21 protein-coding genes and 2 tRNA genes are annotated in these 25814 nt (G+C 66.2%); 15 read left to right on the top strand and 8 right to left on the bottom strand.

Annotated features, from left to right (window positions below):
- Window positions 1–11: 11 nt before the first annotated feature.
- Window positions 12–722 (top strand): hypothetical protein, encoded by a 711-nt coding sequence (locus CK944_RS07250; protein ID WP_103172384.1) that lies wholly within the window; start codon window positions 12–14, stop codon window positions 720–722.
- Here CK944_RS07250 and CK944_RS07245 read toward each other — a convergent pair.
- On the bottom strand, window positions 701–2212 hold the full coding sequence (locus CK944_RS07245) for a deoxyribodipyrimidine photo-lyase (RefSeq protein WP_239985992.1): 1512 nt from the start codon (window positions 2210–2212) through the stop codon (window positions 701–703). The two genes, CK944_RS07250 and CK944_RS07245, sit on opposite strands and share 22 nt — an antisense overlap.
- On the opposite strand from CK944_RS07245, the gene cobA reads away from it, so the two are divergent.
- Entirely contained in the window at window positions 2206–2934 is a 729-nt protein-coding gene (gene cobA, locus CK944_RS07240; RefSeq protein ID WP_103172382.1) for a uroporphyrinogen-III C-methyltransferase, read from the top strand. The two genes, CK944_RS07245 and cobA, sit on opposite strands and share 7 nt — an antisense overlap.
- A gap of 111 nt (window positions 2935–3045) precedes the next feature.
- Window positions 3046–6549 carry a M10 family metallopeptidase C-terminal domain-containing protein gene (locus tag CK944_RS07235; protein WP_239985991.1) on the top strand — a complete coding sequence of 1168 codons (3504 nt, stop codon included), beginning with the start codon at window positions 3046–3048 and terminating at the stop codon, window positions 6547–6549.
- A gap of 2 nt (window positions 6550–6551) precedes the next feature.
- Here CK944_RS07235 and queG read toward each other — a convergent pair whose 3' ends face one another.
- The 4 genes from queG to CK944_RS07215 form a co-directional block, all read right to left on the bottom strand.
- Window positions 6552–7574 (bottom strand): tRNA epoxyqueuosine(34) reductase QueG, encoded by a 1023-nt coding sequence (queG, locus tag CK944_RS07230; protein ID WP_103172381.1) that lies wholly within the window; start codon window positions 7572–7574, stop codon window positions 6552–6554.
- A gap of 46 nt (window positions 7575–7620) precedes the next feature.
- Complete coding sequence (locus CK944_RS07225) at window positions 7621–8307, bottom strand: glutathione S-transferase family protein (RefSeq protein ID WP_103172380.1); 687 nt, start codon at window positions 8305–8307, stop codon at window positions 7621–7623.
- An 81-nt stretch (window positions 8308–8388) separates the two neighbouring features.
- Window positions 8389–9096, bottom strand: a complete 708-nt coding sequence (gene mtgA / locus CK944_RS07220; protein WP_103172482.1) for a monofunctional biosynthetic peptidoglycan transglycosylase — start codon at window positions 9094–9096, stop codon at window positions 8389–8391.
- A gap of 32 nt (window positions 9097–9128) precedes the next feature.
- On the bottom strand, window positions 9129–9662 hold the full coding sequence (locus tag CK944_RS07215) for a DUF1269 domain-containing protein (protein ID WP_103172379.1): 534 nt from the start codon (window positions 9660–9662) through the stop codon (window positions 9129–9131).
- Between the two features lie 146 nt (window positions 9663–9808).
- Here CK944_RS07215 and CK944_RS07210 point away from each other — a divergent pair, with 146 nt between their 5' ends.
- Both CK944_RS07210 and CK944_RS07205 read left to right on the top strand, forming a co-directional pair.
- Window positions 9809–10117 carry a hypothetical protein gene (locus CK944_RS07210; RefSeq protein WP_103172378.1) on the top strand — a complete coding sequence of 103 codons (309 nt, stop codon included), beginning with the start codon at window positions 9809–9811 and terminating at the stop codon, window positions 10115–10117.
- An 86-nt stretch (window positions 10118–10203) separates the two neighbouring features.
- Window positions 10204–10653, top strand: coding sequence for a DoxX family protein (locus CK944_RS07205; RefSeq protein ID WP_103172377.1), 450 nt, complete (start codon window positions 10204–10206; stop codon window positions 10651–10653).
- A 91-nt stretch (window positions 10654–10744) separates the two neighbouring features.
- Here the strand turns inward: CK944_RS07205 and CK944_RS07200 are convergent.
- Window positions 10745–10829: transfer RNA gene (locus CK944_RS07200), tRNA-Leu, on the bottom strand.
- A gap of 174 nt (window positions 10830–11003) precedes the next feature.
- Here CK944_RS07200 and CK944_RS07195 point away from each other — a divergent pair.
- From CK944_RS07195 to gltB, 5 genes are all read left to right on the top strand, one after another.
- Window positions 11004–11990, top strand: a complete 987-nt coding sequence (locus tag CK944_RS07195; RefSeq protein WP_103172376.1) for a complex I NDUFA9 subunit family protein — start codon at window positions 11004–11006, stop codon at window positions 11988–11990.
- The gene (locus tag CK944_RS07190) at window positions 11990–12793 is read left to right on the top strand and encodes an undecaprenyl-diphosphate phosphatase (protein ID WP_103172375.1); all 804 of its coding nucleotides are present in this window, start codon (window positions 11990–11992) and stop codon (window positions 12791–12793) included. The genes CK944_RS07195 and CK944_RS07190 overlap by 1 nt, the downstream gene beginning before the upstream one ends.
- 152 nt (window positions 12794–12945) lie before the next feature.
- Window positions 12946–14442, top strand: a complete 1497-nt coding sequence (locus CK944_RS07185; RefSeq protein ID WP_103172374.1) for an NAD(P)-dependent oxidoreductase — start codon at window positions 12946–12948, stop codon at window positions 14440–14442.
- An 8-nt stretch (window positions 14443–14450) separates the two neighbouring features.
- Window positions 14451–15143 carry a hypothetical protein gene (locus CK944_RS07180; RefSeq protein WP_103172373.1) on the top strand — a complete coding sequence of 231 codons (693 nt, stop codon included), beginning with the start codon at window positions 14451–14453 and terminating at the stop codon, window positions 15141–15143.
- A gap of 2 nt (window positions 15144–15145) precedes the next feature.
- Window positions 15146–19684 carry a glutamate synthase large subunit gene (gene gltB / locus CK944_RS07175; protein ID WP_103172372.1) on the top strand — a complete coding sequence of 1513 codons (4539 nt, stop codon included), beginning with the start codon at window positions 15146–15148 and terminating at the stop codon, window positions 19682–19684.
- Between the two features lie 134 nt (window positions 19685–19818).
- Here gltB and CK944_RS07170 read toward each other — a convergent pair.
- Window positions 19819–19894: transfer RNA gene (locus CK944_RS07170), tRNA-Lys, on the bottom strand.
- Between the two features lie 96 nt (window positions 19895–19990).
- Between CK944_RS07170 and dapF the strand changes: the two genes are divergently transcribed.
- A complete protein-coding gene (gene dapF, locus CK944_RS07165) occupies window positions 19991–20821 on the top strand; it encodes a diaminopimelate epimerase (RefSeq protein WP_158247970.1) in 831 nt (276 codons plus the stop codon).
- Window positions 20818–22071 carry a tRNA (N(6)-L-threonylcarbamoyladenosine(37)-C(2))-methylthiotransferase MtaB gene (gene mtaB, locus CK944_RS07160; RefSeq protein ID WP_103172370.1) on the top strand — a complete coding sequence of 418 codons (1254 nt, stop codon included), beginning with the start codon at window positions 20818–20820 and terminating at the stop codon, window positions 22069–22071. The genes dapF and mtaB overlap by 4 nt, the downstream gene beginning before the upstream one ends.
- An 11-nt stretch (window positions 22072–22082) precedes the next feature.
- On the opposite strand, the gene CK944_RS07155 is transcribed toward mtaB, so the two are convergent.
- Window positions 22083–22919 carry a universal stress protein gene (locus tag CK944_RS07155; protein WP_103172369.1) on the bottom strand — a complete coding sequence of 279 codons (837 nt, stop codon included), beginning with the start codon at window positions 22917–22919 and terminating at the stop codon, window positions 22083–22085.
- Between the two features lie 198 nt (window positions 22920–23117).
- Here CK944_RS07155 and ccoN point away from each other — a divergent pair, with 198 nt between their 5' ends.
- From ccoN to CK944_RS07140, 3 genes are read left to right on the top strand one after another with little or no spacing between them, the layout of a single operon-like run.
- A complete protein-coding gene (gene ccoN / locus CK944_RS07150; RefSeq protein WP_103172368.1) occupies window positions 23118–24722 on the top strand; it encodes a cytochrome-c oxidase, cbb3-type subunit I in 1605 nt (534 codons plus the stop codon).
- Between the two features lie 13 nt (window positions 24723–24735).
- Window positions 24736–25461 carry a cytochrome-c oxidase, cbb3-type subunit II gene (gene ccoO, locus CK944_RS07145; RefSeq protein ID WP_103172367.1) on the top strand — a complete coding sequence of 242 codons (726 nt, stop codon included), beginning with the start codon at window positions 24736–24738 and terminating at the stop codon, window positions 25459–25461.
- Between the two features lie 10 nt (window positions 25462–25471).
- On the top strand, window positions 25472–25660 hold the full coding sequence (locus CK944_RS07140) for a cbb3-type cytochrome c oxidase subunit 3 (protein WP_103172366.1): 189 nt from the start codon (window positions 25472–25474) through the stop codon (window positions 25658–25660).
- Window positions 25661–25814: the final 154 nt, after the last annotated feature.

Here is a 25814-nt window from a genome sequence, read left to right as displayed (position 1 = left end):
AGGGAAGTTCCATGCGCAACCTGCTTTCGATCCTTGTCCTGCTGGCGGCCATCGCCTTTGCCGTCTCGCCCATGCTGTCCAACGGATTCGGCGGCTATCGTCCCGACCAGTTTCCGATTCCGCAGGTCGATCCGCCCGTCCAGCCGGCGGGCTGGGCCTTTTCGATCTGGGGGCTGATCTTTGCCTGGCTGGTCGCGGGATCCGCCTTCGGGGCCTGGAGGCGGCCGGCCGATCCCGACTGGCGACCGATGCGGCCCGCGCTGCTGGTCAGCATGGGACTGGGGATCTTCTGGATCGAGACGGCGCACAACACCGCCATCGGCGCGACCGTGCTGATCGTGGCGATGCTGGTGCCTGCGCTGATCGCCTTTCTGCGCGCCGGACGGACGGATCCGGTCTGGCAGGTACGGCCGGTGGCGCTGTATGCGGGCTGGCTGACGGCGGCCACGGGGGCGTCCTTCGGGCTTGTCCTGGGGGGATACGGGATCCTGTCGGAACAGGCGGCCGCGATCCTGTGCCTGCTGGCCGTGACCGGCGTGGCCCTGGCGGTGCAGGCGGCGCGTCCGGGTGAATGGGCCTATCCGGCAGGCGTTGCCTGGGCCCTGATCGGCATTCTTGCCGCGAACCTGACGCCCGCCAATCCGGTCGTCATGGTGCTGGCGGGGCTTGCGGCCGCCGCGCTGATCTGGCGCGCGGCCGCCTATCGCCGGAAACGGGCATAGGCATCCAGGGCGCGCTGCCTGCCCCGGTCCAGGTCGATCAGCGGCGCGGGATGGTGATCCAGCACCCAGGACCGGGGCGCCGCCGCCGCGAAATCGGCCGCGCCGTCGGCCCCGGGCTTCAGCCAGTGATCGCGATAGCGGTGCTTGCCGTCGAATTTCGCGGCCTGGGTATCAGGATTGAACACCCGGAAATAGGGCGAGGCATCCGGCCCGCAGCCCGCCACCCATTGCCAGTTCATCGCGTTGCTGGCCGCGTCCCAGTCGGTCAGGCAACGCGCGAACCAGTCCAGCCCGACCCGCCAGTCGATCATCAGGTGCTTGACCAGATAGCTGGCCGCGATCATCCGCACCCGGTTGTGCATCCGGCCGGTGGCGAACATCTCTCGCATTCCCGCATCGACAAGGGCGACGCCGGTGCGGCCCTGCCGCCAGGCCTCGGCCTCTGGACCTTCGCCGGACCACGGAAAATCATTCCATTCCGATTTCCAGCAGGTCCGGCCCATGTCGGGCGTGGCGTCGAACAGATCGCGGGCGAAGTCGCGCCAAGCCAGTTCGCGCAGGAAATCCTCGACCCCGCCGATGCCGTGGGCCTGGGCGTTCATCGCCCTGTGCCACAGCCGCCGCGCGCTGATTTCCCCGACTGCCAGGGCATCCGACAGGCCCGAGGTCGCGTCGCTGTCCGACGGAGTGTCGCGGCGTGTGCCATAGCGGGCGTCCAGCCTGCCCAGAAAGGCGTCCAGCCGGTCATGGGCCGCGCTTTCCCCGGACTGGACATGGCGCGCCACCACGTCCCAGCCCCGGTTCATCGCCACGCGTGCCTCGGGCCAATCCAGGCCGTCGCTGTCAGGCCAGGACATGGGCAGGGACAGGTGCGGCGCGGGCAGGGGATCGGCGATCGACCCCTTGCGCAGCGCGCGCCAGAAGGGCGTGAAGACCTTGAAGCGGGTGCCGGTGCCGGTCAGCACGCTGCCGCGCGGGACCAGGTCGGCCGGCGGATGCAGATGCAGCCTGGCCCCCGCCCGTTCCACCGCCGCCGCCAGGCCGTCATCCGTGGCGAAGGGCAAACCCTGCGTCGCGTGGACCGCCTGCGCGCCGATGTCGCGGATCATCGCGGACAGCACCGCGTCGGGGTCCCCGCGCCGGACGATCAAGCGGCTGCCCTGGCGGCGCAGGGCCGCGTCCAGATCGGGCAGCGCCATCGCCTGTCGCTGGGCCGATGCCGGATGGGCGCGCGCTTCGGCCGGATCCAGGATGACCAGCGGAATCACCGGCCCGCCTTCGGCGGCGGCGACAAGCGCGGGGTGGTCGTCCAGCCGCAGCACGCGGCGAAACCAGCATATGACGGTCATTGCTTCCCTCTTGTTCACTTCGCGGATCCCCGGGCGGGACCGGCCAAAGTTGACCGTCCCGGCATTGTCTGCCGCGACTTGGGTGGTATAGCTGGAAATCCCCGGCCGAAAGCTGTCCCTTGCCCGATCCATCCATGCCATCAACCGGTTTCGTGTCGCTTGTCTCTGCCGGGCCGGGCGACCCGGAACTGTTGACGCTGAAGGCCGTGGACCGCCTGGCGCGGGCCGAGGTGGTGCTTTACGACGATCTGGCATCCGGCCCGGTCCTGGACCATGCCAATCCCGACGCCATGCTGATCGCGGTCGGCAAGCGGGCGGGCCGTCCGTCGGCGCGGCAGGATCACGTCAACGCGCTGCTGGTCGAACATGCCCTGGCGGGGCGGCGGGTCGTGCGGCTGAAATCGGGCGATTCGGGCATCTTCGGGCGGCTGGAGGAGGAACTGGCGGCCCTGACCGGTGCCGGCATCGCCTTCGAGATCGTGCCCGGCGTCACATCGGCCAGTGCGGCGGCGGCTGCGGCGGGGATCCCCCTGACCCGGCGGCTGACGGCGCGGCGGGTGCAGTTCATCACCGGCGCCGATGTGACGGGCCACCTGCCCGAGGACATCAACTGGGCGGCCATCGCCGATCCGGCGGTCACGACCGTGGTCTTCATGGGCCAGCGAAGCTTTCCCGACCTTGCGGCGGGGCTGCGTGCCCATGGCCTGCCGGGCGATACGCCCGCCCTGTTCGCGGAATCCGTGGGCCACCCGCACCAGCGTCTGATCCGCACCACGGTCGATGATCTGGCGACGATGATGAAGACCGCCTCGGTGTCACAACCGGGCTTGATCATCTATGGTCCTTTGGCTTTTTATACCTAAAGATTTCATCAATCTGCCGGAACAATCCGATTGTTCGGAAGGGGCCGGTTAGGGTTCTGTTAGCGTATTGCCCAGGGCGGGCCGGCTGCAAATGCGCATTGAACGGACCAGATGATTTCTTGGCAGCACATCGTCACATATGGCACCGCGCAACCGCGCTGGCTGTCGAATGTTGCCGATCTGGCCCTGGCTCCTGTTGACGGCAAATGGATGCTGTTCGCCGTGAATGCGAAGGGCGGGGTCAGCACCTATCGAATCAGCGACCCCCTGGCACCCCTGGATCGCGGCCCGGCAGAAGCCTTTCCGTTGAACTTTACCTATCACGCGGAACCCTTCCTGGCCGTCCTGGGCAAGGACGGCGGCGGCGATCTGCTGGTCGGGGGGATGTCGGGCGCGGGCGTGGCCGGGTTGTCCTTCGACGGCAAGGGCAGGCTTGGCGACATCGCGCAGCTTTTCCCGGCAGACCGGATCGGCGCGCAGCTTTCCGCCAGCGGCGGCATGACCAGCGACCAGGGACGGTTCCTGTTCTCGGCCCGTCACGACCGGATTGCGATCGAGACGAGCCGGATCGGACCCGATGGCGCCCTTGCGCCGGTGTCGTCGGTCGAACTGCCCCTTCCGGCGGGCGTGGCCGAGGCGTCGCTGGACAAGATCATCATGGTGACGGTGGACGGGCAGCGCCTGCTGGTCGCGATCTCGGGCCTAGGCAATTTCATCTCGACCCACGCGCTTGGCGCGGACGGCGCCCTGGGCCGGGGGGCGGTCCATGTCGCCGAGGCTGGACTGGGCTATTATGTCCCCTCGGACATTGCCGCGATCGAGCTTGGGGGCAGAAGCTTCGTGGTGGTGGCGGGGGCCACGTCGTCGTCCCTGTCGGTGTTCCGGCTGGACAAGACGGGGGCGCTGACGGCGGTCGATCACATCGTCGATGAACTGACGACCCGGTTCCAGTCCGTGACGGCCCTTGCCACGGCGGTCGTCGATGGGCGCGGCTATGTGATCGCGGGCGGCGCGGACGGCGGCATCAGCATCTTCACGCTGCTGCCCGACGGCAGGATGATCCATCTGCAAACCATCGCCGACAGCGCCGACATGACCCTTGCGCGTGTCAGTGCCATCGAGGCCACCGTGATCGGGGGCAGGATCGTGCTGCTTGTCACCTCGGACGGGGAAACCGGTGTGACCCAGCTTGCCATCGACCCCGGCGCCCTCGGCCGGACGGGCGTGGCGGGCGCAGGGACGGTCGCGGGAACGGCGCGCGACGATCTGCTGCTGGCGACTGCCGCCACGACGCATCTGCAGGGCGGCGACGGGGACGACATCCTTGTCACCGCCAAGTCCAACATCACCCTGACGGGCGGGGCGGGGGCCGATGTCTTCGTGATCGACCGCTTTGCCGGCCGGGTGATCATCACCGACTATGAGGCGAGCACGGATCGGCTGGACCTGTCCTTGCTGGGCATGATCCGCAGCACTTGGCAGCTGAACTTCGTTCCCCAACCCTGGGGAATGCGGATCATCTATGGCAATTCCATCTTGGAAATCCGCACCCGGTCGGGCAATGCCCTGACCCCCGGCGATTTCGACAACGGGATGTTCCCCATCGCCCATTACGGCCTGCCCGCGCTGGATCCGGTCAAGATCGTGACGCCGCCCACGACCGTCGGCAAGTGGGTCTTCGGCAATGCCGCCTCGGACAGCCTGCTGGGGGCAGGGGGCAACGACGTGATCCAGGCCGGTGCAGGCAACGACACCGTCTCGGCCGGGGCAGGGAACGACACGGTCCATGGGCAGGCGGGCGACGACCTGCTGCGCGGCGGCAGCGGCGCGGATCTTCTGCTGGGGCAGGGCGGCAACGACACGCTGTTCGGCGACGACGGAAACGACAGCCTGATGGGCCATGACGGCAATGACCTGATCCATGGTGGCCTTGGCCATGACACCCTGCGCGGCGGCATCGGCAACGACCGCCTGTATGGCGGCCCCGGCGCCGACCGCCTGTTCGGAGAGGCGGGCGACGATACCCTGTCAGGCGAAAACGACAACGACTACCTCGAGGATTTGCTGGGCAACAACCACCTTCTGGGCGGCGCGGGCCATGACACGCTGATCGGCGGGTCCGGCCTGGACAGCCTGTGGGGGGGCGACGGCAATGACCTGCTGCGCGGCGGCGCGGGCGTGGACATGCTGAACGGCCAGACCGGCAACGACATCATGTGGGGCGGCGCGGGCGCCGACCGGATCGAGGATCTTTTCGGCAACAACCAGTTGCATGGCGAAGACGGCAACGACACGCTGATCGCGGGGGCAGGCCTCGACCTGCTGCGCGGAGGAGAGGGCAACGACGTTCTGCGGGCCGGCGCGGGCGATGACCGGCTGTTCGGCGACAACGGGAACGATCAGCTGTTCGGCGAGGCGGGGAACGATCTTCTGGACGGCGGTGCCGGCGACGACACGCTGTACGGGGGGCTGGGGAACGACCAGCTGAACGGCAATCTTGGAAACGACACGCTGCAAGGCCAGGACGGAAACGACTCGCTGACCGATCTGTCGGGCAACAACCGCCTGCTGGGGGATGGGGGCAATGACACGCTGCGCGCCGGGGCGGGGATGGACTGGCTGTCCGGGGGACCGGGCAACGATCTTCTGATGGGCGGGGCCGGCAACGACCGGCTGTATGGCGATGCCGGAAACGACCGCCTTCTGGGCGAGGCGGGCAACGACATCCTGCAGGATCTTCTGGGCAGCAACCACCTGGAAGGCGGGGCGGGCAATGACCGCCTGCAAACGGGCGCGGGGTGGGACACCCTGCTGGGCGGCATGGACAACGATCTCCTGCAGGCAGGCGCCGGCAACGACCGCCTGGACGGGGGGTCGGGCAATGACACCCTGTTCGGGGAAGCGGGAAACGACATCCTTGTGGACCTGTCGGGGCACAACCTCCTGTGGGGCGGCGACGGCAACGACGCGCTGACCGGCGGTGTGGGCAACGACGGGCTGAACGGCGAAGCAGGCAACGACACCCTTGTCGCGGGAGCGGGCAACGATACCCTGCGCGGCGGATTGGGCAATGACCGGCTGACGGGTCAGGCCGGCCATGACCGCCTGTTCGGAGAGGCGGGCAACGATTCCCTGTCAGGCGATGACGGAAACGACACGCTTTACGGCGGTGCGGGCAACGACACGCTGCTTGGCGGGTCCGGATCGGACATGCTGTGCGGCGAGGCGGGGAATGATATCCTCAACGGCGGCGATCTGCGCGACAGCCTGTGGGGGGGCCTTGGCAACGATACCCTGATCGGCGGGGGCGGGGCCGATGTGCTTGTAGGGGGCGATGGCGCGGATGTGTTCCGCTTCGTCGCCCTGGCCGACAGCCTGCCCGCCACACCGGATGTCATCCACGATTTTTCCGGCCATGGCGACCTGCTGGATCTGCGCGCCTTCCGGCTGGGATATGTCGACGATGGCGCCTTCACCGGGGCTAAGCAGGTCCGCTGGCAGCATCTGGGCGCCGAAACCCGCGTCATGGCCGACGTGAACGGAGACGGAAAGGCGGATTTCCTGCTGCGGTTGCTGGGCCATATCGACCTTGACCGCGGCGATTTCCTGCTGTGATCTCAGGTTCCCGCCAACCGTTCCGCAGCCCAGCGGGCGGCATCGGCGACCGTGGGGTCTGGATCATCGGCCAGCCCGCGCGCCAGATCGGCCAGATGGGGATCGGCGGAATTCCCGATCGCATACAGCACGTTGCGCACGAACCTGTCCCGTCCGATCCGCTTGATCGGGCTGCCTGAAAAGCGCGCCCGAAAGCCCGCGTCGTCCAGCATGGCCAGATCCGCCAGGGGCGGGGCGGCGACAATGCCGCGATAGCGCATCTCGGACCCGGCCAGGGCGAACTTGTTCCAGGGACAGACCGCCAGGCAGTCGTCGCAGCCATAGATGCGGTTTCCCAGCAAGGGGCGCAGGTCGGGATCGACCGGACCCTTGTGTTCGATCGTCAGATAGGAAATGCAGCGCCGCGCATCCAGTTGATAGGGCGCGGGAAAGGCCCCCGTCGGACAAGCGTCCAGGCAGGCGCGGCAGGATCCGCAATGGGAAACCTCGGGCGCGTCGGGGGGCAGGGGAACGGTCGTGAAGATCGACCCCAGGAAGAACCAGCTTCCCAGGTCGCGCGACAGAAGGTTCGTGTGCTTGCCCTGCCAGCCCATCCCCGCCGCCTGCGCCAGGGGCTTTTCCATGACCGGCGCGGTATCGACGAACACCTTGATCTGTTCGCCCGGCACCTGGTCCAGCAGCCAGCGGCCAAGCTGCTTCAGGCGTTTCTTGACCAGGTCATGATAATCGCGTCCCTGGGCATAGACGCTGATCGCCGCATGGTCGCGCTGTTCAAGCACGCCCAGCGGATCATGGTCCGGCGTATAAAGTTCGGCCAGGACGATCACCGACTTCGCCTCGGGCCACAGGGCGGCCGGATTGCCCCGCCAATGGGTGCGTTCGGCCATCCAGCCCATCTGCCCGTGCCGCCCGGCATCCAGGAACTGCTGCAACCGTTCGGCCAACTGCGGCACGGCATCCGGCGTCGTGACCCGCATCCGCGAAAACCCGACCGCCTCGGCCTCGACCGCCAGACGCTCTTTCATTCTGGCATAAATATCCCGGGAGGTCTGGAGGGCTGGCCCTCCAGCCTTATCCGAAATCAAGCTCGGCATAATGCGGGGCCGGGTGGATGCCCGGCACCTGGTCGGCCAGGATCGACCGGAAGGCCGGGCGCGACTTGATCGTCGCATACCAGTCGCGCAGGCTTTCCGACCGGTCCCAATCCACGTCCGAGATGTAATCCAGGCAGGAAAAATGCGCCGCCGCCGTGAAATCGGCCAGCGACAGGCTGTTGCCCCCCAGCCAGCGGCGGGTTTCCAGCAGCGTCGTCAGATAGTCGATATGCTCCTTGATCGCGCGCAGCCCGTCCTTGACCACCCGGCTGTCGGGATAGCCCTGGCGGGTTACCTTCTTCCACACCCGTTCGGTCAGGATCGGGACCGTCACCTCGGTGTTGAACTTGTCGTCGAACCAGGCGCACAGGCGGCGCACCTCGTGCCGTTCCAGCGGCGTGGAGGGCATCAGCGCGGGGCTGGGAACGGCCTCGTCCAGGTATTCGATGATCGCCTGGCTTTCGGCCAGCATGTTGCCGCGATGGCGCAGCACCGGCAGCTTGCCCGCCGGGTTGCGGCGCTTCAGGTCGGGCGGGCTTTCCCAATAGCGTTCCTCGACCAGTTCGACCTCGATCCTCTTTTCGGCCAGCACCAGCCGCACCTTTCGGCAGAAGGGCGAAAGGGCGGAATGATAAAGGCGGGTGGTCTGATTATTGGTATTCATCGCCTGCTTCGGGATCGTCTGTCATGGAATCCGGCCTTGATAAGCCTGCGGCGGCCATGTTTCAACCGGAAGGCGCAGCCCTTACAGGCAATCGGCCCGCCCGTCGCGCGCAATCGTCGCCGCCCCGTCCGCGATCGCGCGGGACCGGGCCGATGCCCGGTTCGGATTTCGGGACTTCGGCGCGGGCAGGACGGCGGCCAGGCGGGCGGCCTGGACCGGCGTCAGCCGGTCGGGGGTGGTGCCGAAATATTCCCGCGCCGCGGCCTCGATCCCGAAGATGCCGGGGCCGAACTCGGCGACGTTCAGATAGACCTCCAGGATGCGACGCTTGGACCAGAAGGCCTCGATCATCGGGGTGAAGGCGGTTTCCAGCACCTTGCGGGTCCAGCTTCGTCCCTGCCACAGGAACACGTTCTTCGCCGTCTGCTGGGTCAGCGTCGATGCCCCCCGCGACGACCCCGAGGCCACGACCTTGCGGATCTCGGTCATGTCGAAGCCCCAGTGCAGGCAGAAATTCGCGTCCTCGGCGGCGACCACGGACCGGCGCATGACGGGGGCGATGTCGTCGATGTCGACCCAGGCGCGCGGCTGCGTGCCCTCGGCCACGATGGTCCAGGTCGTCGGCGGGTTGATCAGCGCATAGAACATCACCAGCACCACCATCAGCGACAGGAACCGCAGGCCCAGCCAGCGCAGCCAGATCAGCGCCCGGCGCAGCGGACGCCAGCGAAGCGCGGGTGCCGGCGCGATGTCGCTGGCAGGGGGGCTGAACAGGATGCGCAGGACCATGGCCGCCATGTCTCATGCGGCCCGGCCTTGCGTCAAGCGCCGGTGGCGGGCGGCGCGACCGGCGGAACTGGGGCGGCATTGCCCGACAGCGCGTCGCGCAGCTTGTCCTCGTCCTGCTGGGACAGGGATGTCTGCAACACCCGTCCCCGGCGGTGGAAGGATTGCAGCCGGTCCAGCACCTTGTCGGCCGTCATCTTGCGCAGCAGGACAAAGACCGCCGACCCGCCGGGGGGCAGGGCGCGGGCCGTGTTGCGCATGAAATCGTCGTTGATGCCCACGTCGGTCAACCGCCCGGCCAGGGCGCCGGACGCCGCGCCCACCGCAGCCCCGATCAGCGGGTTCAGGAAGACCAGCCCCACCAGCGTTCCCCAGAAGCCGCCGCCCAGGGCCCCGGCGGCCGTCAGGTTCACCGCCTGGTGCAGCTTGATGTCGTCTTCCGCCGGGCGGGTGACGACGACCGCGTCCTCCATCTCGATCAGATAGTCCTGCTGCATCTTCACCAGTTCGGCGCGCAGTTCGAACCCGGTGGCCTCGTCGTCGAAGGCAATGACGATCAGTTCCGACATGGTGCTTCTCCTGTCACAAGGGTTGCCTGGCAGACGATACCGGCGGCAGCGGCTTTCGGCAATGTGAACGGCAGGGGCGAAAATTGCTTGAACGGCACCGGATTGCTGCGCATATCAGGCCATCCGCAACGATCCGGCCATTCGGGATGAAAGTTCTTGCCACAGTCCTGCTGATGATGTCGCTGCTGGCGATGTCCGTCGCGGTGGCAAGCGCGGATATCACACGACCCTCGTGCAGCGCCCAGATCCGGGCGGACGACATGTGCTATGCGGCGGCCCTGCCCGGCGGCACCGCCGAGACGGGTCAGAAGTCCGGCTTCTGCTTCATCTGCCTGGCGCCGGTCGATGGCGTCGGCGATCTGCCGCGGCCGGGAACGCCGATCCATGCCGACGCTGGCCCGGCCCTTCGGGGCGATGCCCTCTGGGTGGCTCCCTGGCGACCTCCGCGCGCCTGATCCTCCGACCGCATCCATCCCGCCCTTTCCGGGCAAAGCTGTCACCCTTGCGCCGCAGCGCGGCCGCAAGTTGCCGGAGATCGAAAATGACCGACTACAACACCACCAACACCCGCTTCATCATTCCCGGCCTGCAAGGCCTTTATGCCGCGCTGGCCCCCGTGACGGTGCTTTACATGCGCCTGATCGCGGGCATCGCCTTCATGGTCCATGGCTGGCCCAAGATCATGTCGCCCATGGGCGCCGTCGGCATGGTCGAGGGCCTGGGCTTCCATCCCGGCTGGTTCTGGTCGCCGCTGCTGGCCGGGACCGAGTTCTTCGGTGGCTTGCTGCTGGCCCTGGGCCTGCTGACCCGTCCCGCGGCCTTCGCGGTGTCCATCGTGCTCTGCGTGACGACCTATTTCCACTGGGTCGTCCAGGCCGAAGGGTTCGGCGGCGCCGAGAAGTCGCTGCTGTGGCTGGCGATCACGCTGTATTTCGTGGCGCATGGCGGCGGCAGGCTGTCCCTGGACCGCGCCATCGGCAAGCAGTTCTGACACCGGGCGGGGCGGGCAGGATCCCGCCCCGATCGCGCCAGGGCAAATGTAAAAAGCCCCCGGAAAACCGAAGTTTTCCGGGGGCTTTTTATGGTGCCCAGAAGAGGACTCGAACCTCCACGCCTTGCGGCACACGGACCTGAACCGTGCGCGTCTACCAATTCCGCCATCTGGGCCAACTGGTGTGAGGCGGGTCTCTAAAGGCAGTCGCGGGGGGCGTCAATGGGGGTCGAACAGAAATCTTGCGAAAATTCTTCCGCGTCCCGCGCCGCCTTGACCCTTGCCTTGTCGCGGGACGCGCGCGGGGGTATGGAACGCCCAGGCATCGGCATGAAGGAGGCGAGACGCCCATGGCGAAACTGGTCACGATTTTCGGCGGATCGGGCTTTCTGGGCCGGCATGTCGCCCGGCTGATGGCCAAGCAGGGCTGGCGCGTCCGCATCGCCGTGCGCCGCCCGGACGAGGCGCTGTTCACCCGCACCTATGGATCGGTGGGGCAGGTCCAGCCGGTCTTGTGCAACATCCGCGACGATCTGTCCGTGCGCGCCGCGATGACTGGCGCCGATGCGGTGGTGAACTGCGTGAACATCCTGGCCCCCAAGGGCAAAAGCACCTTCAAGTCGGTCTTCGAGGAAGGCGCCGAACGGATCGCGCGTCTCTCGGCCGAGATGGGCGTGGCGCGGGTCGTTCATGTTTCCGGCCTTGGCGTCGATGCCGAATCGGACAGCCCCTATATCGCCGGCAAGGCGCGCGGAGAGGCGGCGGTGCTGCGCCATCGCCCCGACGCGGTGATCCTGCGCCCCTCGGTGATGTTCGGGCCGGGCGACAGCTTCTATAACCGCTTCGCCTCGATGACGCGCTTTGGGCCGATCCTTCCGGTCGTCGGCGCCAAGACGCGAATGCAGCCGGTCTTTGTCGATGACGTGGCCATGGCCGCCGTCAAGGGTGCCACGGGCGAGGCCGCGCCCGGCATCTATGAACTGGGTGGTCCAGACGTGGTGACGGTCAAGGATGTGGCGGATCAGGTCCTGCGCGCCACCATGCGCCGCCGCGGCGTGATCGGCCTGCCGTTCTGGGCCGCGAACCTGGGCGCGCGGATCCTGGGCGTTCTGCAATTCGTGACCGGGGGGCTGTTCACCAATTCCCTGCTGACCCGCGATCAGATCGCCTTGCTGCGCAAGGACAACGTGGTCGCCCCCGACGCCATGGGGTTCGACGAGCTGGGCATCCAGCCGGTCGCCGCCGAGGCGGTGATCGAGGATTATCTGTGGCGCTTCCGCCCGTCCGGGCAATATGACGCGATCAAGCAGTCGGCCAAGAACCTGCGCGCCGACTGATGGAATCGAACACGATCGTCGCCGCGGTCCTCGGGATCCTCGAGGGCCTGACCGAATTCATTCCGGTGTCCTCCACCGGGCACATCCTTCTGGCAGGCCATTTCCTGGGCTTCGATTCGCCCGCCCGCAGTTTCGAGGTGCTGATCCAGCTGGGTGCGCTGCTGGCGATCCTGGGCGTCTATTCGGCACGGATCGTCCAGATCCTGACCTCGGCCCCCCGTGATCCGGCCGCCCGCCACTTCGTCATTGCGGTGCTGCTGGCCTTCCTGCCCGCCGTGGTCATCGGGCTTCTGGCCCATGGCTTCATCAAGTCGGTGCTGTTCGAGACGCCGATCCTGATCGCCGTCATGCTGATCCTGGGCGGGATCGTGCTGTTGTGGGTGGATCGCCGTGCCGATCATCCCGTCTATGACCGGGCCGAGGATTTGCCCCTGTCCGTGGCCTTCAAGATCGGCCTGTTTCAGTGCATCGCCATGATCCCCGGCGTGTCGCGATCGGGCGCGACCATCGTGGGGGCGCTGCTGCTGGGCGCGAACAAGCGCGCGGCGGCCGAGTTCTCGTTCTTCCTGGCCATGCCCACCATGCTGGGCGCCTTCATGCTGGACCTGTTCAAGAACCGCGATCTTCTGGACGCAAGCGCACTGGGCAACATCGCCATCGGCTTCGTGGCAGCCTTCCTGACCGCCTTGGTCGTGGTCCGTTGGCTGCTGGGCTATGTCTCGCAGCATGGCTATGCGCTGTTCGGCTGGTGGCGGATCATCGCGGGCTGCTTGGCACTGCTGGCAATTTCAGCAAATTGGTAAGTGATGCTGACATAATTTATAGACCCTGAGCAAAGTTTTTTGGTGTCCAGACGAGAAATATGCTTATTATGTCAGCATGACTGACTTTTAATGGCTAGGGGCTTGGTTTACTGCGGCTGCGGAAGCTCCTGTCATTGGAAGGTCGCGCAGCCATGGCCACGCAGAAAATGCTCAAGTTCGTCTCGACCCCGCGCGAGATGCCCGAGAAACGCCCGGCAACCGAACGCAGCGAAGACTTCCACGAGATCTATCGCGAATTCGCTGATGCCAAGGCGGCGGAACAGGCCAGCCGGTGCAGCCAGTGCGGCGTGCCCTATTGCCAAAGCCATTGCCCGCTGCACAACAACATTCCCGACTGGCTGCGCCTGACCGCCGAAGGGCGTCTGGAAGAAGCCTATCGCGTCAGCCAATCGACCAACACCTTCCCGGAAATCTGCGGCCGCATCTGCCCGCAGGACCGGCTTTGCGAAGGCAATTGCGTGATCGAGCAGTCGGGCCATGGCACCGTCACCATCGGCTCGATCGAGAAATATATCACCGACACCGCCTGGGAGATGGGCTGGGTCAAGCCTGCCGCCCCCGTGATGGAACGCGCCGAAAGCGTGGGCATCATCGGCGCGGGTCCGGGCGGGTTGGCTGCGGCCGACATGCTGCGCCGCCAAGGGTTCCAGGTGACCGTCTATGACCGTTACGACCGCGCGGGCGGGCTGATGACCTATGGTATCCCCGGCTTCAAGCTGGAAAAGGACGTGGTCATGCGCCGCAACCAGTGGCTGGCGGACGGCGGCGTCGAGTTCGTGCTGAACTGCAACGTGGGCGAGGATATCAGCTTCGACGCGATCCGCGGCAAGCATGATGCGGTGCTGATCGCCACGGGCGTTTACAAGACGCGCGACCTGGACATCGACAACGCCGATGCGGGCGGCGTCGTGCGGGCCATCGACTATCTGACCGCCTCCAACAAGGTCGATTTCGGCGACGAGGTGCCGGACTATGACGACGGCGAGTTGAACGCGCGCGGCAAGCGCGTGATCGTCATCGGCGGCGGCGACACGGCCATGGACTGCGTGCGCACCGCGATCCGCCAGGGCGCCTTGTCGGTCAAGTGCCTGTATCGCCGCGACCGCGCCAACATGCCGGGCAGCCAGCGCGAGGTCCAGAACGCCGAGGAAGAGGGCGTCGAGTTCGTCTGGATGTCGGCGCCCGGCAAGTTCATCGGCCATGTCGCGGGCGATTTCGCCGCGAACCAGGAAGCCGATGTCGATGGGCCGGTGCGCACCGTGATGCAGATCGCCTCGGTCGGGATCCAGAAGATGCGCCTGGGCGCGCCTGACGTGTCGGGCCGCCAGTCGCCCGAACTGATCGAAGGCGCCGATTACGACGAACCCGCCGACCTGGTCATCAAGGCCCTGGGCTTCGAACCCGAGGATCTGCCGAAGCTGTGGGGCGTCGATGGGCTGGAGGTCACCCGCTGGGGCACCATCAAGGCCAATTTCCAGACGCATCAGACCAGCCTGCCCGGCGTCTTCGCCGTGGGCGACATCGTGCGCGGCGCCTCGCTGGTCGTCTGGGCGATCCGCGACGGGCGCGAGGCCGCCGAATCCATCGCCGGTTATCTGACCGGCGCGGCCCGCATCGCCGCAGAGTAGGGCCGGCGATGCTGCGGATCACCCTGTCCCTTGCACTGGCCCTGGCGGCGACTGCCGGCCACGCTGCCAATTTCGTCCCGCCCAGCGGCTGCCAGTTGCAGGCCACGGTCCAGAACCGGGGCTGCTCGGTCACCCAGTATTACATCTGCAAGGCCGATCCCGCCGGCGATCAGCGCAGCGCGATCTTCGGCAAGGACGGCTTGCGCCATCTGTCGCGCATCGACGCCGAAACCCGCTGGGTCGAAAGCAGCGATCCGAACACCGGGCTGGCGGATTTCCTGGTCGAACGGTCCAAGGACCACGCAAGCTTCCGCACCCTGCTGGAAACGGGCGAGGACAGCTTCGATTTCTGGACCGAATCGAATACGGGCGAACGCCTGCGCCATGTGGGCCGGGACGTCCTGACCGGCGAAAAGGTCGAGATCGACGGCCAGCCGCTGGAGGTCACGCGCTTCCAGCTGAAAACCTATGACGCCAATGGCGAATTGCTGATCGAACGCAGCGGCCAGCAGTTCATCAGCCGCAAGATGGGCCGCTTCTATGGCGGGATCGAGACCCAGTCCGACTGGACCGGGCAGCGCCAGGAAACCAATGACAGCCCCGTCACCTTCGCCTTTCCGGCCGAGCCGGGCTTCGGGGACACCGAACCGCAATACGACTGCGATCAGTTGCTGACGCAGCTTCTCCACGAAAGGGCCTAGCGATGAGCAAGGATTGGCAAGAGGAACAAGAGGCCCTTCGCGACTGGATGGCCAGGAACAGCCTGTATCGCGAAGAAGACGAGCATTCGTCCTGCGGCGTGGGCCTGGTGGTCAACATCGACGGCAAGCCGTCGCGCAAGGTGGTGCAGTCGGGCATCGACGCGTTGAAGGCGATCTGGCACCGCGGCGCGGTCGATGCCGACGGCAAGACCGGCGACGGCGCGGGCATCCATGTGCAGATCCCGGTGCCCTTCTTCCATGACCAGATCCGCCGCACCGGGCACGAACCCGACCCGGCCAAGATGATCGCCGTGGGCCAGGTCTTCCTGCCGCGCACCAATTTCGCCGCCCAGGAAGCCTGCCGGACCATCGTGGAATCCGAAGTCCTGCGCATGGGCCATTACATCTATGGCTGGCGCCATGTCCCGGTGAACACCGCAGTCCTGGGGGAAAAGGCCAATGCCACCCGCCCCGAGATCGAGCAGATCCTGATCCGCTGCGAAAAGGACATCGACCAGGTCCGGTTCGAGCGAGAGTTGTACATCATCCGCCGCCGCATCGAACGGGCGGCCGTCGCGGCGCAGATCGCGGGGCTGTATTTCTGTTCGCTGTCCTGCCGGTCGATCATCTACAAGGGTATGATGCTGGCCGAACAGGTTGCGGAGTTTTACCCTGACCTTAAGGACGAACGGTTCGAATCGGCCTTCGCCATCTATCACCAGCGGTATTCGACCAACACCTTTCCGCAATGGTGGCTGGCCCAGCCCTTCCGCATGCTGGCCCATAACGGCGAGATCAACACGCTGAAAGGCAACCTCAACTGGCTCAAAAGCCACGAGATCCGCATGGCATCCAGTGCCTTCGGCGACATGGCCGAGGACATCAAGCCCATCGTGCCCGCCGGGTCGTCGGATTCGGCCGCGCTGGATGCGGTCTTCGAGGTGATGGTCCGGTCGGGCCGGTCCGCGCCCATGACCAAGACCATGCTGGTCCCCGAAAGCTGGTCCAAGGCCACCACAGACATGCCCAAGGCCTGGGCGGACATGTATGCCTATTGCAACGCAGTGATGGAACCCTGGGACGGCCCGGCCGCCTTGGCGATGACCGACGGACGCTGGGTCTGCGGCGGGCTGGACCGCAACGGCTTGCGGCCCATGCGCTATGTCGTGACCACGGAAAACATGCTGATCGCGGGATCCGAGGTCGGCATGGTCCCCGTGGACGAGATGAGCGTGCGCGAGAAGGGCGCGCTTGGGCCGGGCCAGATGATCGCCGTCGATATGTGGGACGGCAAGCTTTACCACGACGGCGCCATCAAGGACCGCCTGGCAGGCAGCCAGCCCTTTGGCGAGTGGCTGGAGAAGGTCGTGGACCTCAGCCACAAGATGAAGGATCTGCCCGAGAACGCCGCCTATACCGGCGAGGCGCTGCGCCGCCGCCAGCTGGCCGCGGGCTTCACGCTGGAGGACATGGAGCATGTCCTGTCGCCCATGGCCGAGGACGGCAAGGAAGCCATCGCATCCATGGGCGACGACACGCCGCCCGCGGTGCTGTCGAACCAGTACCGGCCGATGAGCCATTTCTTCCGCCAGAACTTCAGCCAGGTGACCAACCCGCCCATCGACAGCTTGCGCGAAACGCGGGTGATGTCGCTGAAGACGCGGTTCGGCAACCTCAAGAACGTGCTGGATGAATCCAGCAGCCAGACCGAGATCCTGGTGCTGGAAAGCCCCTTCGTCACCAATTCCGAACTGGACGACATGTCCCGGATGTTCGGCGAGACCGTGACCAAGATCGACTGCACCTTCCCCGCCGGTGCCGGTCCCGATGCCCTGGGCGAAGGCCTGGCCCGCATCCGCGCCGAAGCCGAGGATGCCGTGCGGTCCGGCGCCGGTCACCTGGTCCTCTCCGATGAGAACCAGGGCGACGATCGCGTGGCGATGCCGATGATCCTGGCGACAAGCGCGGTCCATTCCTGGCTGACGCGCAAGGGGCTGCGGACCTTCTGTTCGCTGAACGTGCGCTCCGCCGAATGTCTGGATCCGCATTACTTCGCCGTCCTGATCGGCTGCGGCGCGACCACCGTGAACCCTTACCTGGCGCAGGATTCGATCAGCGACCGGATCGAGCGCGGGCTGATCCCCGGCGACCTGTTCGACGCGATGGAAGCCTATCGCAAGGCGGTCAATGCGGGCCTGTTGAAGATCATGGCGAAGATGGGGATTTCCGTCATCTCGTCCTATCGCGGCGGCCTGAACTTCGAGGCCGTCGGCCTGTCCCGCGCGATGGTCGCGGAATATTTCCCCGGCATGCATTCCCGCATCAGCGGCATCGGTTTGCACGGGCTGCAGGCCAAGCTGGAGGATCTGCACCGCCGCGCCTTCCACGGCGACAATGTGGAACTGCTGCCGGTCGGCGGCTTCTACAAGATGCGCCGCTCGGGCGAAAAGCACGCCTGGGAAGCCAGCACCATGAAGCTGCTGCAGGTGGCCTGCGACAAGGCGTCCTATGACGTCTGGAAGCAGTACAGCGCGGCGATGCGGGCCAATCCGCCGATCCACATCCGCGATCTTCTGGACATCAAGCCGCTGGGCAAGCCCGTGCCCATCGAGGAAGTCGAATCGATCACCTCGATCCGCAAGCGTTTCGTGACGCCGGGCATGTCGCTGGGGGCCCTGTCGCCCGAGGCGCACATGACGCTGAACATCGCCATGAACCGGATCGGCGCCAAGTCCGATTCGGGCGAGGGCGGCGAGGATCCGGCGCATTCGCATCCGCTGCCCAATGGCGACAACCCCTGCGCCAAGATCAAGCAGGTGGCCTCGGGCCGCTTCGGCGTCACCGCCGAATACCTGAACGCCTGCGAGGAGCTTGAGATCAAGGTGGCCCAGGGCGCCAAGCCGGGCGAAGGCGGGCAGTTGCCCGGCATGAAGGTCACCGACCTGATCGCGCGCCTGCGCCATTCGACCAAGGGCGTGACGCTGATCAGCCCGCCGCCGCATCACGACATCTATTCGATCGAGGATCTGGCGCAGCTCATCTATGACCTGAAGCAGATCAACCCGCGCGCCAAGATCACCGTGAAGCTGGTGGCATCGTCCGGCGTCGGCACCATCGCGGCGGGCGTGGCCAAGGCCAAGGCCGACATCATCCTGATCTCGGGGCATAACGGCGGCACCGGGGCCAGCCCCGCGACCTCGATCAAGTTCGCGGGCCTGCCCTGGGAAATGGGCCTGACCGAGGCGCATCAGGTCCTGGCGATGAACCGCCTGCGCGAACGCGTGACGCTGCGCACCGACGGGGGCCTGCGGACGGGCCGCGACATCGTGATGGCCGCGATGATGGGGGCCGAGGAATACGGCATCGGCACCGCCGCCCTGATCGCCATGGGCTGCATCATGGTCCGCCAGTGCCAGTCGAACACCTGCCCGGTGGGCGTCTGCACCCAGGACGAACGGCTGCGCGCCATGTTCACCGGCAGCGCGGACAAGGTGGTCAACCTCATCACCTTCTATGCGCAAGAGGTGCGCGAGATCCTGGCAAGCATCGGCGCGCGTTCCATCGACGAGATCATCGGCCGCGCCGACCTGCTGACCCAGGTCAGCCGGGGTGCCGCGAACCTGGACGACCTGGACCTGAACCCGCTGCTGATCACCGTCGATGGCGCGGACAAGATCGTCTATGATCGGTCGAAGCCCCGCAACGCCGTGATGGACACGCTGGACGCCGAGATCGTCAAGGACGCCGCCCGCTTCTTCGAGGAAGGCGAGAAGATGCAGCTGTCCTATGCCGTGCGCAACACGCATCGGACCATCGGCACCCGCACCTCGTCGCTGATCGTGCAGAAGTTCGGGATGCGCAACAGCCTGCAGCCCGACCACCTGACGATCCGCCTGACGGGTTCCGCCGGGCAGTCGCTGGGCGCCTTCGCCGCGCCGGGATTGAAGATCGAGGTGTCGGGCGATGCCAACGACTATGTGGGCAAGGGCCTGTCGGGCGGCACCATCGTGGTGCGCCCGCCGATGGCCAGCCCGCTGGTCGCGGCCGAGAACACGATCATCGGCAACACGGTCCTGTATGGCGCGACCGACGGCTTCCTGTTCGCGGCGGGCCGCGCGGGCGAACGCTTCGGGGTCCGCAACAGTGGCGCGAAGGTGGTGATCGAGGGCTGCGGCAGCAACGGTTGCGAATACATGACCGGCGGCGTGGCCGTGATCCTGGGCCGGATCGGCGCGAATTTCGGCGCAGGCATGACCGGCGGCATGGCCTATCTCTATGATCCGCAGGGCGTGGCGCGCGACTACATCAACCCGGAAACCCTGGTGACCTGCCCGGTGACCAAGGCACATTGGGAAGGCCAGTTGAAGGGCCTGGTCGAACGGCATTTCAAGGAAACCGGATCGCGCCGCGCAGGCGACATCCTGGCGGATTGGGACGCCGAGAAGGCGAACTTCCTGCAGGTCTGCCCCAAGGAAATGCTGATCCACCTGCCGCATCCGATCATGGATGTCGAGGAACCGACGGCCGTTCCCGCCGAATAAGGCGGGACCTGACACCGAGATCGGGCGCGCAGCGATGCGCGCCCTTTTTCGTTCGGAGGCAGGCAGAGAGGACAAGATGGGGGCGCGAAACGATCAGGGCCCGGGCTTTTCAGCCCAGGCCCTTGATTTGATGATGGTGAGCCCGACAGGATTCGAACCTGTGACCCACTGATTAAAAGTCAGTTGCTCTACCAACTGAGCTACGGGCCCAACATGGGGGGCTTACTATGGGGGGCTGCCGGGGGCGTCAAGCGGAAAAGTCACGGCCACTGGCGGAAATTTCCGGCAGGGATTATATGCCCCCTCATGAGCATCAAACCCGCCCCTGGCCTGCCCTTCATGAAGATGCATGGGCTTGGCAACGATTTCGTCGTCCTGGACCTGCGGGGGGGCGGCACGCCGCCTGCGGCCGAGGTGATCGCGCGCATCGGGGATCGCAACCGGGGCGTGGGATTCGACCAGCTTGCCACGATCCAGACGGACGGGGACGCGGATGTCCGGCTGCGCTTCTGGAACGCGGACGGGTCCGTCAGCGCGGCCTGCGGCAATGCCACGCGCTGCATCGCGCGCTTCGTGATGGACCAGACGGGTCGCGACCGGCTGAGCCTGCGCACCGATCACGCGATCCTGCTGGCCGAGGATGCGGGCGGCGGCCTGACGCGGGTGAACATGGGGCCGCCGGTGCTGGACTGGCGGGCGATCCCCCTGGCGCAGGACGTGGACATCGACCACCTGCCCATCGAGGGCGATCCGGCAGCGACCGGCATGGGCAACCCGCATGTGACGTTCTTCGTGGATGACGCGGCATCCGTCGATCTGGCGAGCTTCGGCCCAGCCATGGAACATCACCCGCTTTACCCGCAGCGCACCAATGTCGAGGTCGTGCAGATCCTGTCCCGCGACGAAGTCCTGCTGCGCATCTGGGAACGCGGCGCGGGGCCGACGCTGGCATCGGGGTCATGCTCCTGCGCGGCCGCCGTGGCTGCAGCGCGGCGTGGCCTGACCGGGCGGCGGGTCAAGGTGAACGTGCCGGGCGGCGTGCTGATGATCGACTGGCGCGACGACGGCGTCTGGATGGAGGGGCCGACGGCCCATGTCTTCACCGGCACACTGACCCCCGAATGGCTTGCATCATGAGCGCGCCGGTCTTTTCCACCCTGGGCTGCCGCCTCAACGCCTATGAGACCGAGGCGATGAAGGAAATGGCCGAGGCCGCGGGCCTGTCCGGCGCCGTGGTCGTCAACACCTGCGCTGTCACCGCCGAGGCCGTCCGCAAGGCCCGCCAGGAAATCCGCCGCCTGTCGCGCGAAAACCCCGGCGCCCCGGTGATCGTGACCGGCTGCGCCGCCCAGACCGAACCTGAGACCTTCGCGGCCATGCCCGAGGTCACGCGCGTCATCGGCAACCATGAAAAGATGCAGCCCGAGACGTGGCAAAGCCTGCGCGCCCCGGACCTGATCGGCGAGACGGAAAAGATCCGCGTCGATGACATCATGTCGGTGCGTGAAACGGCGGGCCATCTGATCGACGGCTTTGGCCGCCACCGCGCCTATGTCCAGGTCCAGAACGGCTGCGATCACCGCTGCACCTTCTGCATCATCCCCTTCGGGCGCGGCAATTCGCGGTCGGTGCCTGCGGGCGTGGTGGTGGAACAGATCAAGCGCCTGGTGGGACGCGGCTTCAACGAGGTCGTGCTGACCGGCGTGGACCTGACAAGCTGGGGCGCCGACCTGCCTGGGACGCCGCGCCTGGGCGATCTGGTGATGCGGATCCTGCGGCTGGTCCCGGATCTGCCGCGCCTGCGCATCAGCAGCATCGATTCGATCGAGGCGGACGAGAACCTGATGCTGGCCATCGCCACCGAACCGCGCCTGATGCCGCATCTGCACCTGTCGCTGCAGGCGGGCGACGACATGATCCTGAAGCGGATGAAGCGCCGCCATCTGCGCGACGACGCCATCCGCTTTTGCGAGGAAGCGCGCCGGTTGCGCCCCGAGATCGTCTTCGGCGCCGATATCATCGCGGGTTTTCCGACCGAAACCGAGGCGATGTTCGAAAACAGCGTCAGGCTGGTGGACGATTGCGGGCTGACCTTCCTGCATGTCTTCCCGTTTTCCCCCCGCAAGGGCACGCCCGCCGCACGGATGCCCGCCGTGAAAGGCCCGGTGATCCGCGACCGCGCCGCTCGCCTGCGCGAGGCGGGCGAGGCCGCGCTGCGCCGCCACCTGGACGCGCAGGTCGGACGGACGCATCGCGTCCTGACCGAAGGCTCTCGCCTGGGCCGGACCGAGCAGTTCACCGAGGTGGCCTTCGCCAGCGACCAGCCGGAAGGCGCGTTGATGGACCTGCGGATCGCGGGTCATGACGGGACCCGGCTGGTTGCCTGATCGGGCGGCGTTCACCGCGCCATGAAGACCGGCACGCGGGCCTTTTCCAGCATGTTGCGCGTGGCCCCGCCCAGGATCGCCTGACGGAAACGCGAATGGCCATAGGCGCCCATCACCACCAGGTCGGCGCCGATCTCGGTCGCGCGACGGTTCAGTTCCTCGCTGATCGTGGCCGAGGTGCGGGCCAGGACGGTGATGTCGGCATGAACGCCGTGGCGGGTCAGCATCTGCGCCAGCGGGGCGCCGGGTTCCGAGCCATCGGCCCCGCCGCGCGGGTCGATCACGGTGATTTCCACCGAGCCGGCGGATTGCAAGAGCGGCAGGGCGCGGCGGACGGCGGCCAGGGCCTCGATCGACTGGTTCCAGGCGATCAGCACCTTGCCCGGCGGATCGGCGGGCAGGGCGGTGCCCGGCAGGACCAGGACGGGGCAGCATCCCTCGAACAGGGCGGCCTCGACCACGGCCTCGGCCTCGCCGGGGGCATCCTCGCCGTAAGGGCGGGCCAGGACGGTCAGGTCGGAAAAGCGCGCGCGCATCCCGACAAGATTGGCGATGCCGCCGATCTGGGCCACGGCGGCCTCGGACGACCAGCGAAGGTCGCTGTAGCGGGCCAGATGCTGCCGCACCATCCTGTCCAGATCGCTTGCCTGATCCATCGCCATGTCGATGGCGTCCTGAAAGGCATAGGGCATGCCGTTGGGGAAATAATAGCCGACCTGCGTGTGATCCAGGCCCAGGCCGAGAACCGACAGATGCCCGTCCTCGCGCGCGGCAAGGGCCGCCGCCGCGTCAAGCTGGGGCAGTTGGCGGGGATCGGACAGGACGGTCAGGATGCTTTTGTAACCCATGGCGGTCTCCTCTGGTCGGGCAGGCCCAGGATGGCGGTTTCGCCACGGCCCAGCCTTGACCGGAATCAAACCGCCGAACTTGATGCAGATCAAGGTTTGGTGCGTCCCTGACACCTTATTCCGGCTGCGACGAAGGGATCTGTCCGGCGGCGATTCGTGCCGCGTGGTCATTCCCGCCAAGGGACGCAGGTGGAAGCCATGTGGAATTATGTAAAACTGATGTTGCTGGGCTCGATCGCGCTGTTGGCCGCGATCGGCGCCAACATGGCACGCGATCCGGCCTATATGGTCAATGCGATCGTTGTCATGCTGGTGGCGGCGGGAATGTTCGTCTGGTCGCTGCGCCAGGTCGATGAGCCGGCGCGCGCGGTCGATACCTCGCAATATATGGACGACGTGATCCGCTTCGGGGTCATTGCCACCGCCTTCTGGGGCGTCGTGGGCTTCCTGGTCGGCGTGGTCATTGCCTTCCAATTGGCCTTTCCGGCGCTGAACCTGTCGGACCTGACGCAGGGCTATACCAACTTCGGCAAGCTGCGCCCGCTGCACACCAGCGCGGTGATCTTCGCCTTTGGCGGCAACGCGCTGATCGCGACCTCGTTCTATGTGGTGCAGCGCACAAGCGCGGCGCGGCTCTGGGGCGGCAACCTCGCGTGGTTCGTGTTCTGGGGCTACAACCTGTTCATCGTGCTGGCCGCGACCGGCTATATCGCGGGGGCCACGCAGTCCAAGGAATATGCCGAACCGGAATGGTATGTGGACTGGTGGCTGACGCTGGTCTGGGTGGCCTATCTGGCCGTGTTCCTGGGCACCGTGATCAAGCGCAAGGAACCTCACATCTACGTCGCCAACTGGTTCTATCTGGCCTTCATCGTCACCATCGCGATGCTGCACATCGTCAACAACCTGGCGATCCCGGTCAGCATCTTTGGATCGAAGTCGGTCCAGGTCTTCGCGGGCGTGCAGGACGCGATGGTGCAGTGGTGGTATGGCCACAACGCCGTGGGCTTCTTCCTGACCGCGGGCTTCCTGGGGATGATGTACTATTTCATCCCGAAGCAGGCCGAACGCCCGGTTTATAGCTACAAGCTGTCGATCATCCACTTCTGGGCGCTGATCTTCCTCTATATCTGGGCCGGTCCGCACCACCTGCATTACACCGCGCTGCCCGACTGGGCCTCGACGCTGGGGATGGTGTTCTCGATCATGCTGTGGATGCCCTCGTGGGGCGGCATGATCAACGGGCTGATGACCCTGTCGGGGGCCTGGGACAAGCTGCGCACCGACCCGATCCTGCGGATGATGGTGGTGGCCGTCGGCTTCTATGGCATGGCGACCTTCGAAGGCCCGATGATGTCGATCAAGGCCGTGAACAGCCTGTCGCATTACACCGACTGGACCATCGGCCACGTCCATTCCGGCGCCCTTGGCTGGAACGGCATGATCACCTTCGGCGCGCTGTACTACCTGACGCCGCGCCTGTGGGGCCGGGAACGCCTCTACAGCCTGTCGCTGGTTTCCTGGCACTTCTGGCTGGCGACCATCGGCCTGGTCCTCTACGCCGCCTCCATGTGGGTGTCGGGCATCATGGAAGGCCTGATGTGGCGCGAGGTGGACAGCCATGGCTTCCTGGTCAACGCCTTTGCCGACACCGTGCAGGCCAAGTTCGCGATGAACGTGGTGCGTGCCTTGGGCGGGGTCCTCTACCTCGCTGGTGGGATCATCATGGCCTACAACCTCTGGGCCACCGTGGCCCGCCAGCCCAAAGCCCATTCGACCGCCATCGGCGTGCCGGCCGAATAAGGGAGCGCGAGCCATGCAAATTCTTGAAAAACACAAGATCCTCGAAAAGAACGCGACGCTTCTGCTGATCTTTTCTTTTCTGGTCGTGACCATCGGCGGCCTGGTCCAGATCACGCCCCTGTTCTATCTGGAAAACACCATCGAGAAGGTGGAAGGGGTCCGCCCCTACACCCCGCTGGAACTGACCGGCCGCGACATCTATGTCCGCGAGGGCTGCTATGTCTGCCACAGCCAGATGATCCGCCCGATGCGCGACGAGGTCGAGCGTTACGGCCATTATTCGCTGGCAGCCGAATCGATGTATGACCATCCCTTCCAGTGGGGATCCAAGCGCACCGGGCCGGATCTGGCGCGCGTGGGCGGGCGCTATTCGGACGAATGGCACCTGGACCACCTGCGCGACCCGCAGGCCCTGGTCCCGGAATCCATCATGCCGAAATACGGCTTCCTGATGGATCGCATCATCAGCCCGCAATATGTCCGCGACCGCGTGGAAACCGATGCCCTGGTCGGCGTCCCTTATTCCGAGGAGATGATCGCGGCATCCGTCGCCGACTTCCGGGCACAGGCCGATCCCAATGCCGATGCCGAAGGCCTTCAGGAACGCTATCCGGGCGCGCAGCAACGCAACTTCGACCGCCAGCCGCAGCTGACGGAAATGGACGCGCTGATCGCCTATCTGCAAGTGCTGGGCACGATGGTCGATTTCTCGACCTTCGAGCCGGATCCGACGCGGTAAGGGGGCGGGCATGGAAACCTACAGCTTCCTGCGCGGCCTGGCCGACAGTTGGGCGCTGCTGCTTCTGGTGCTGTTCTTCGTGGGCGTGATCCTGTTCGTGTTCCGCCCCGGATCGCGCAAGACCCACCGCGACGCCGCCGAAAGCATCTTCAGGAACGAGAACCGTCCCGCCGACGCGGACGACAAGGAGGGCCGGTGATGGCCGACAACGACAAGGACAAGCCAGTCGATCCGCACCTGGATCCCGCCAATCCCGACAACCGGATTTCGGTCCAGCGCCACGCGGCCGACAGCGAGCACGCGGCCAAGATCGTCGGAGAGATCCCCGAACGCCCCCGCGCCGACAAGCCGGT

It is taken from the genome of Paracoccus sp. SY (assembly GCF_002901215.1).
Taxonomy (GTDB): Bacteria; Pseudomonadota; Alphaproteobacteria; order Rhodobacterales; family Rhodobacteraceae; genus Paracoccus; species Paracoccus acridae.
Note: the sequence above shows the minus strand (reverse complement) of the source record. Positions and strands in the feature narration are given on the sequence as shown.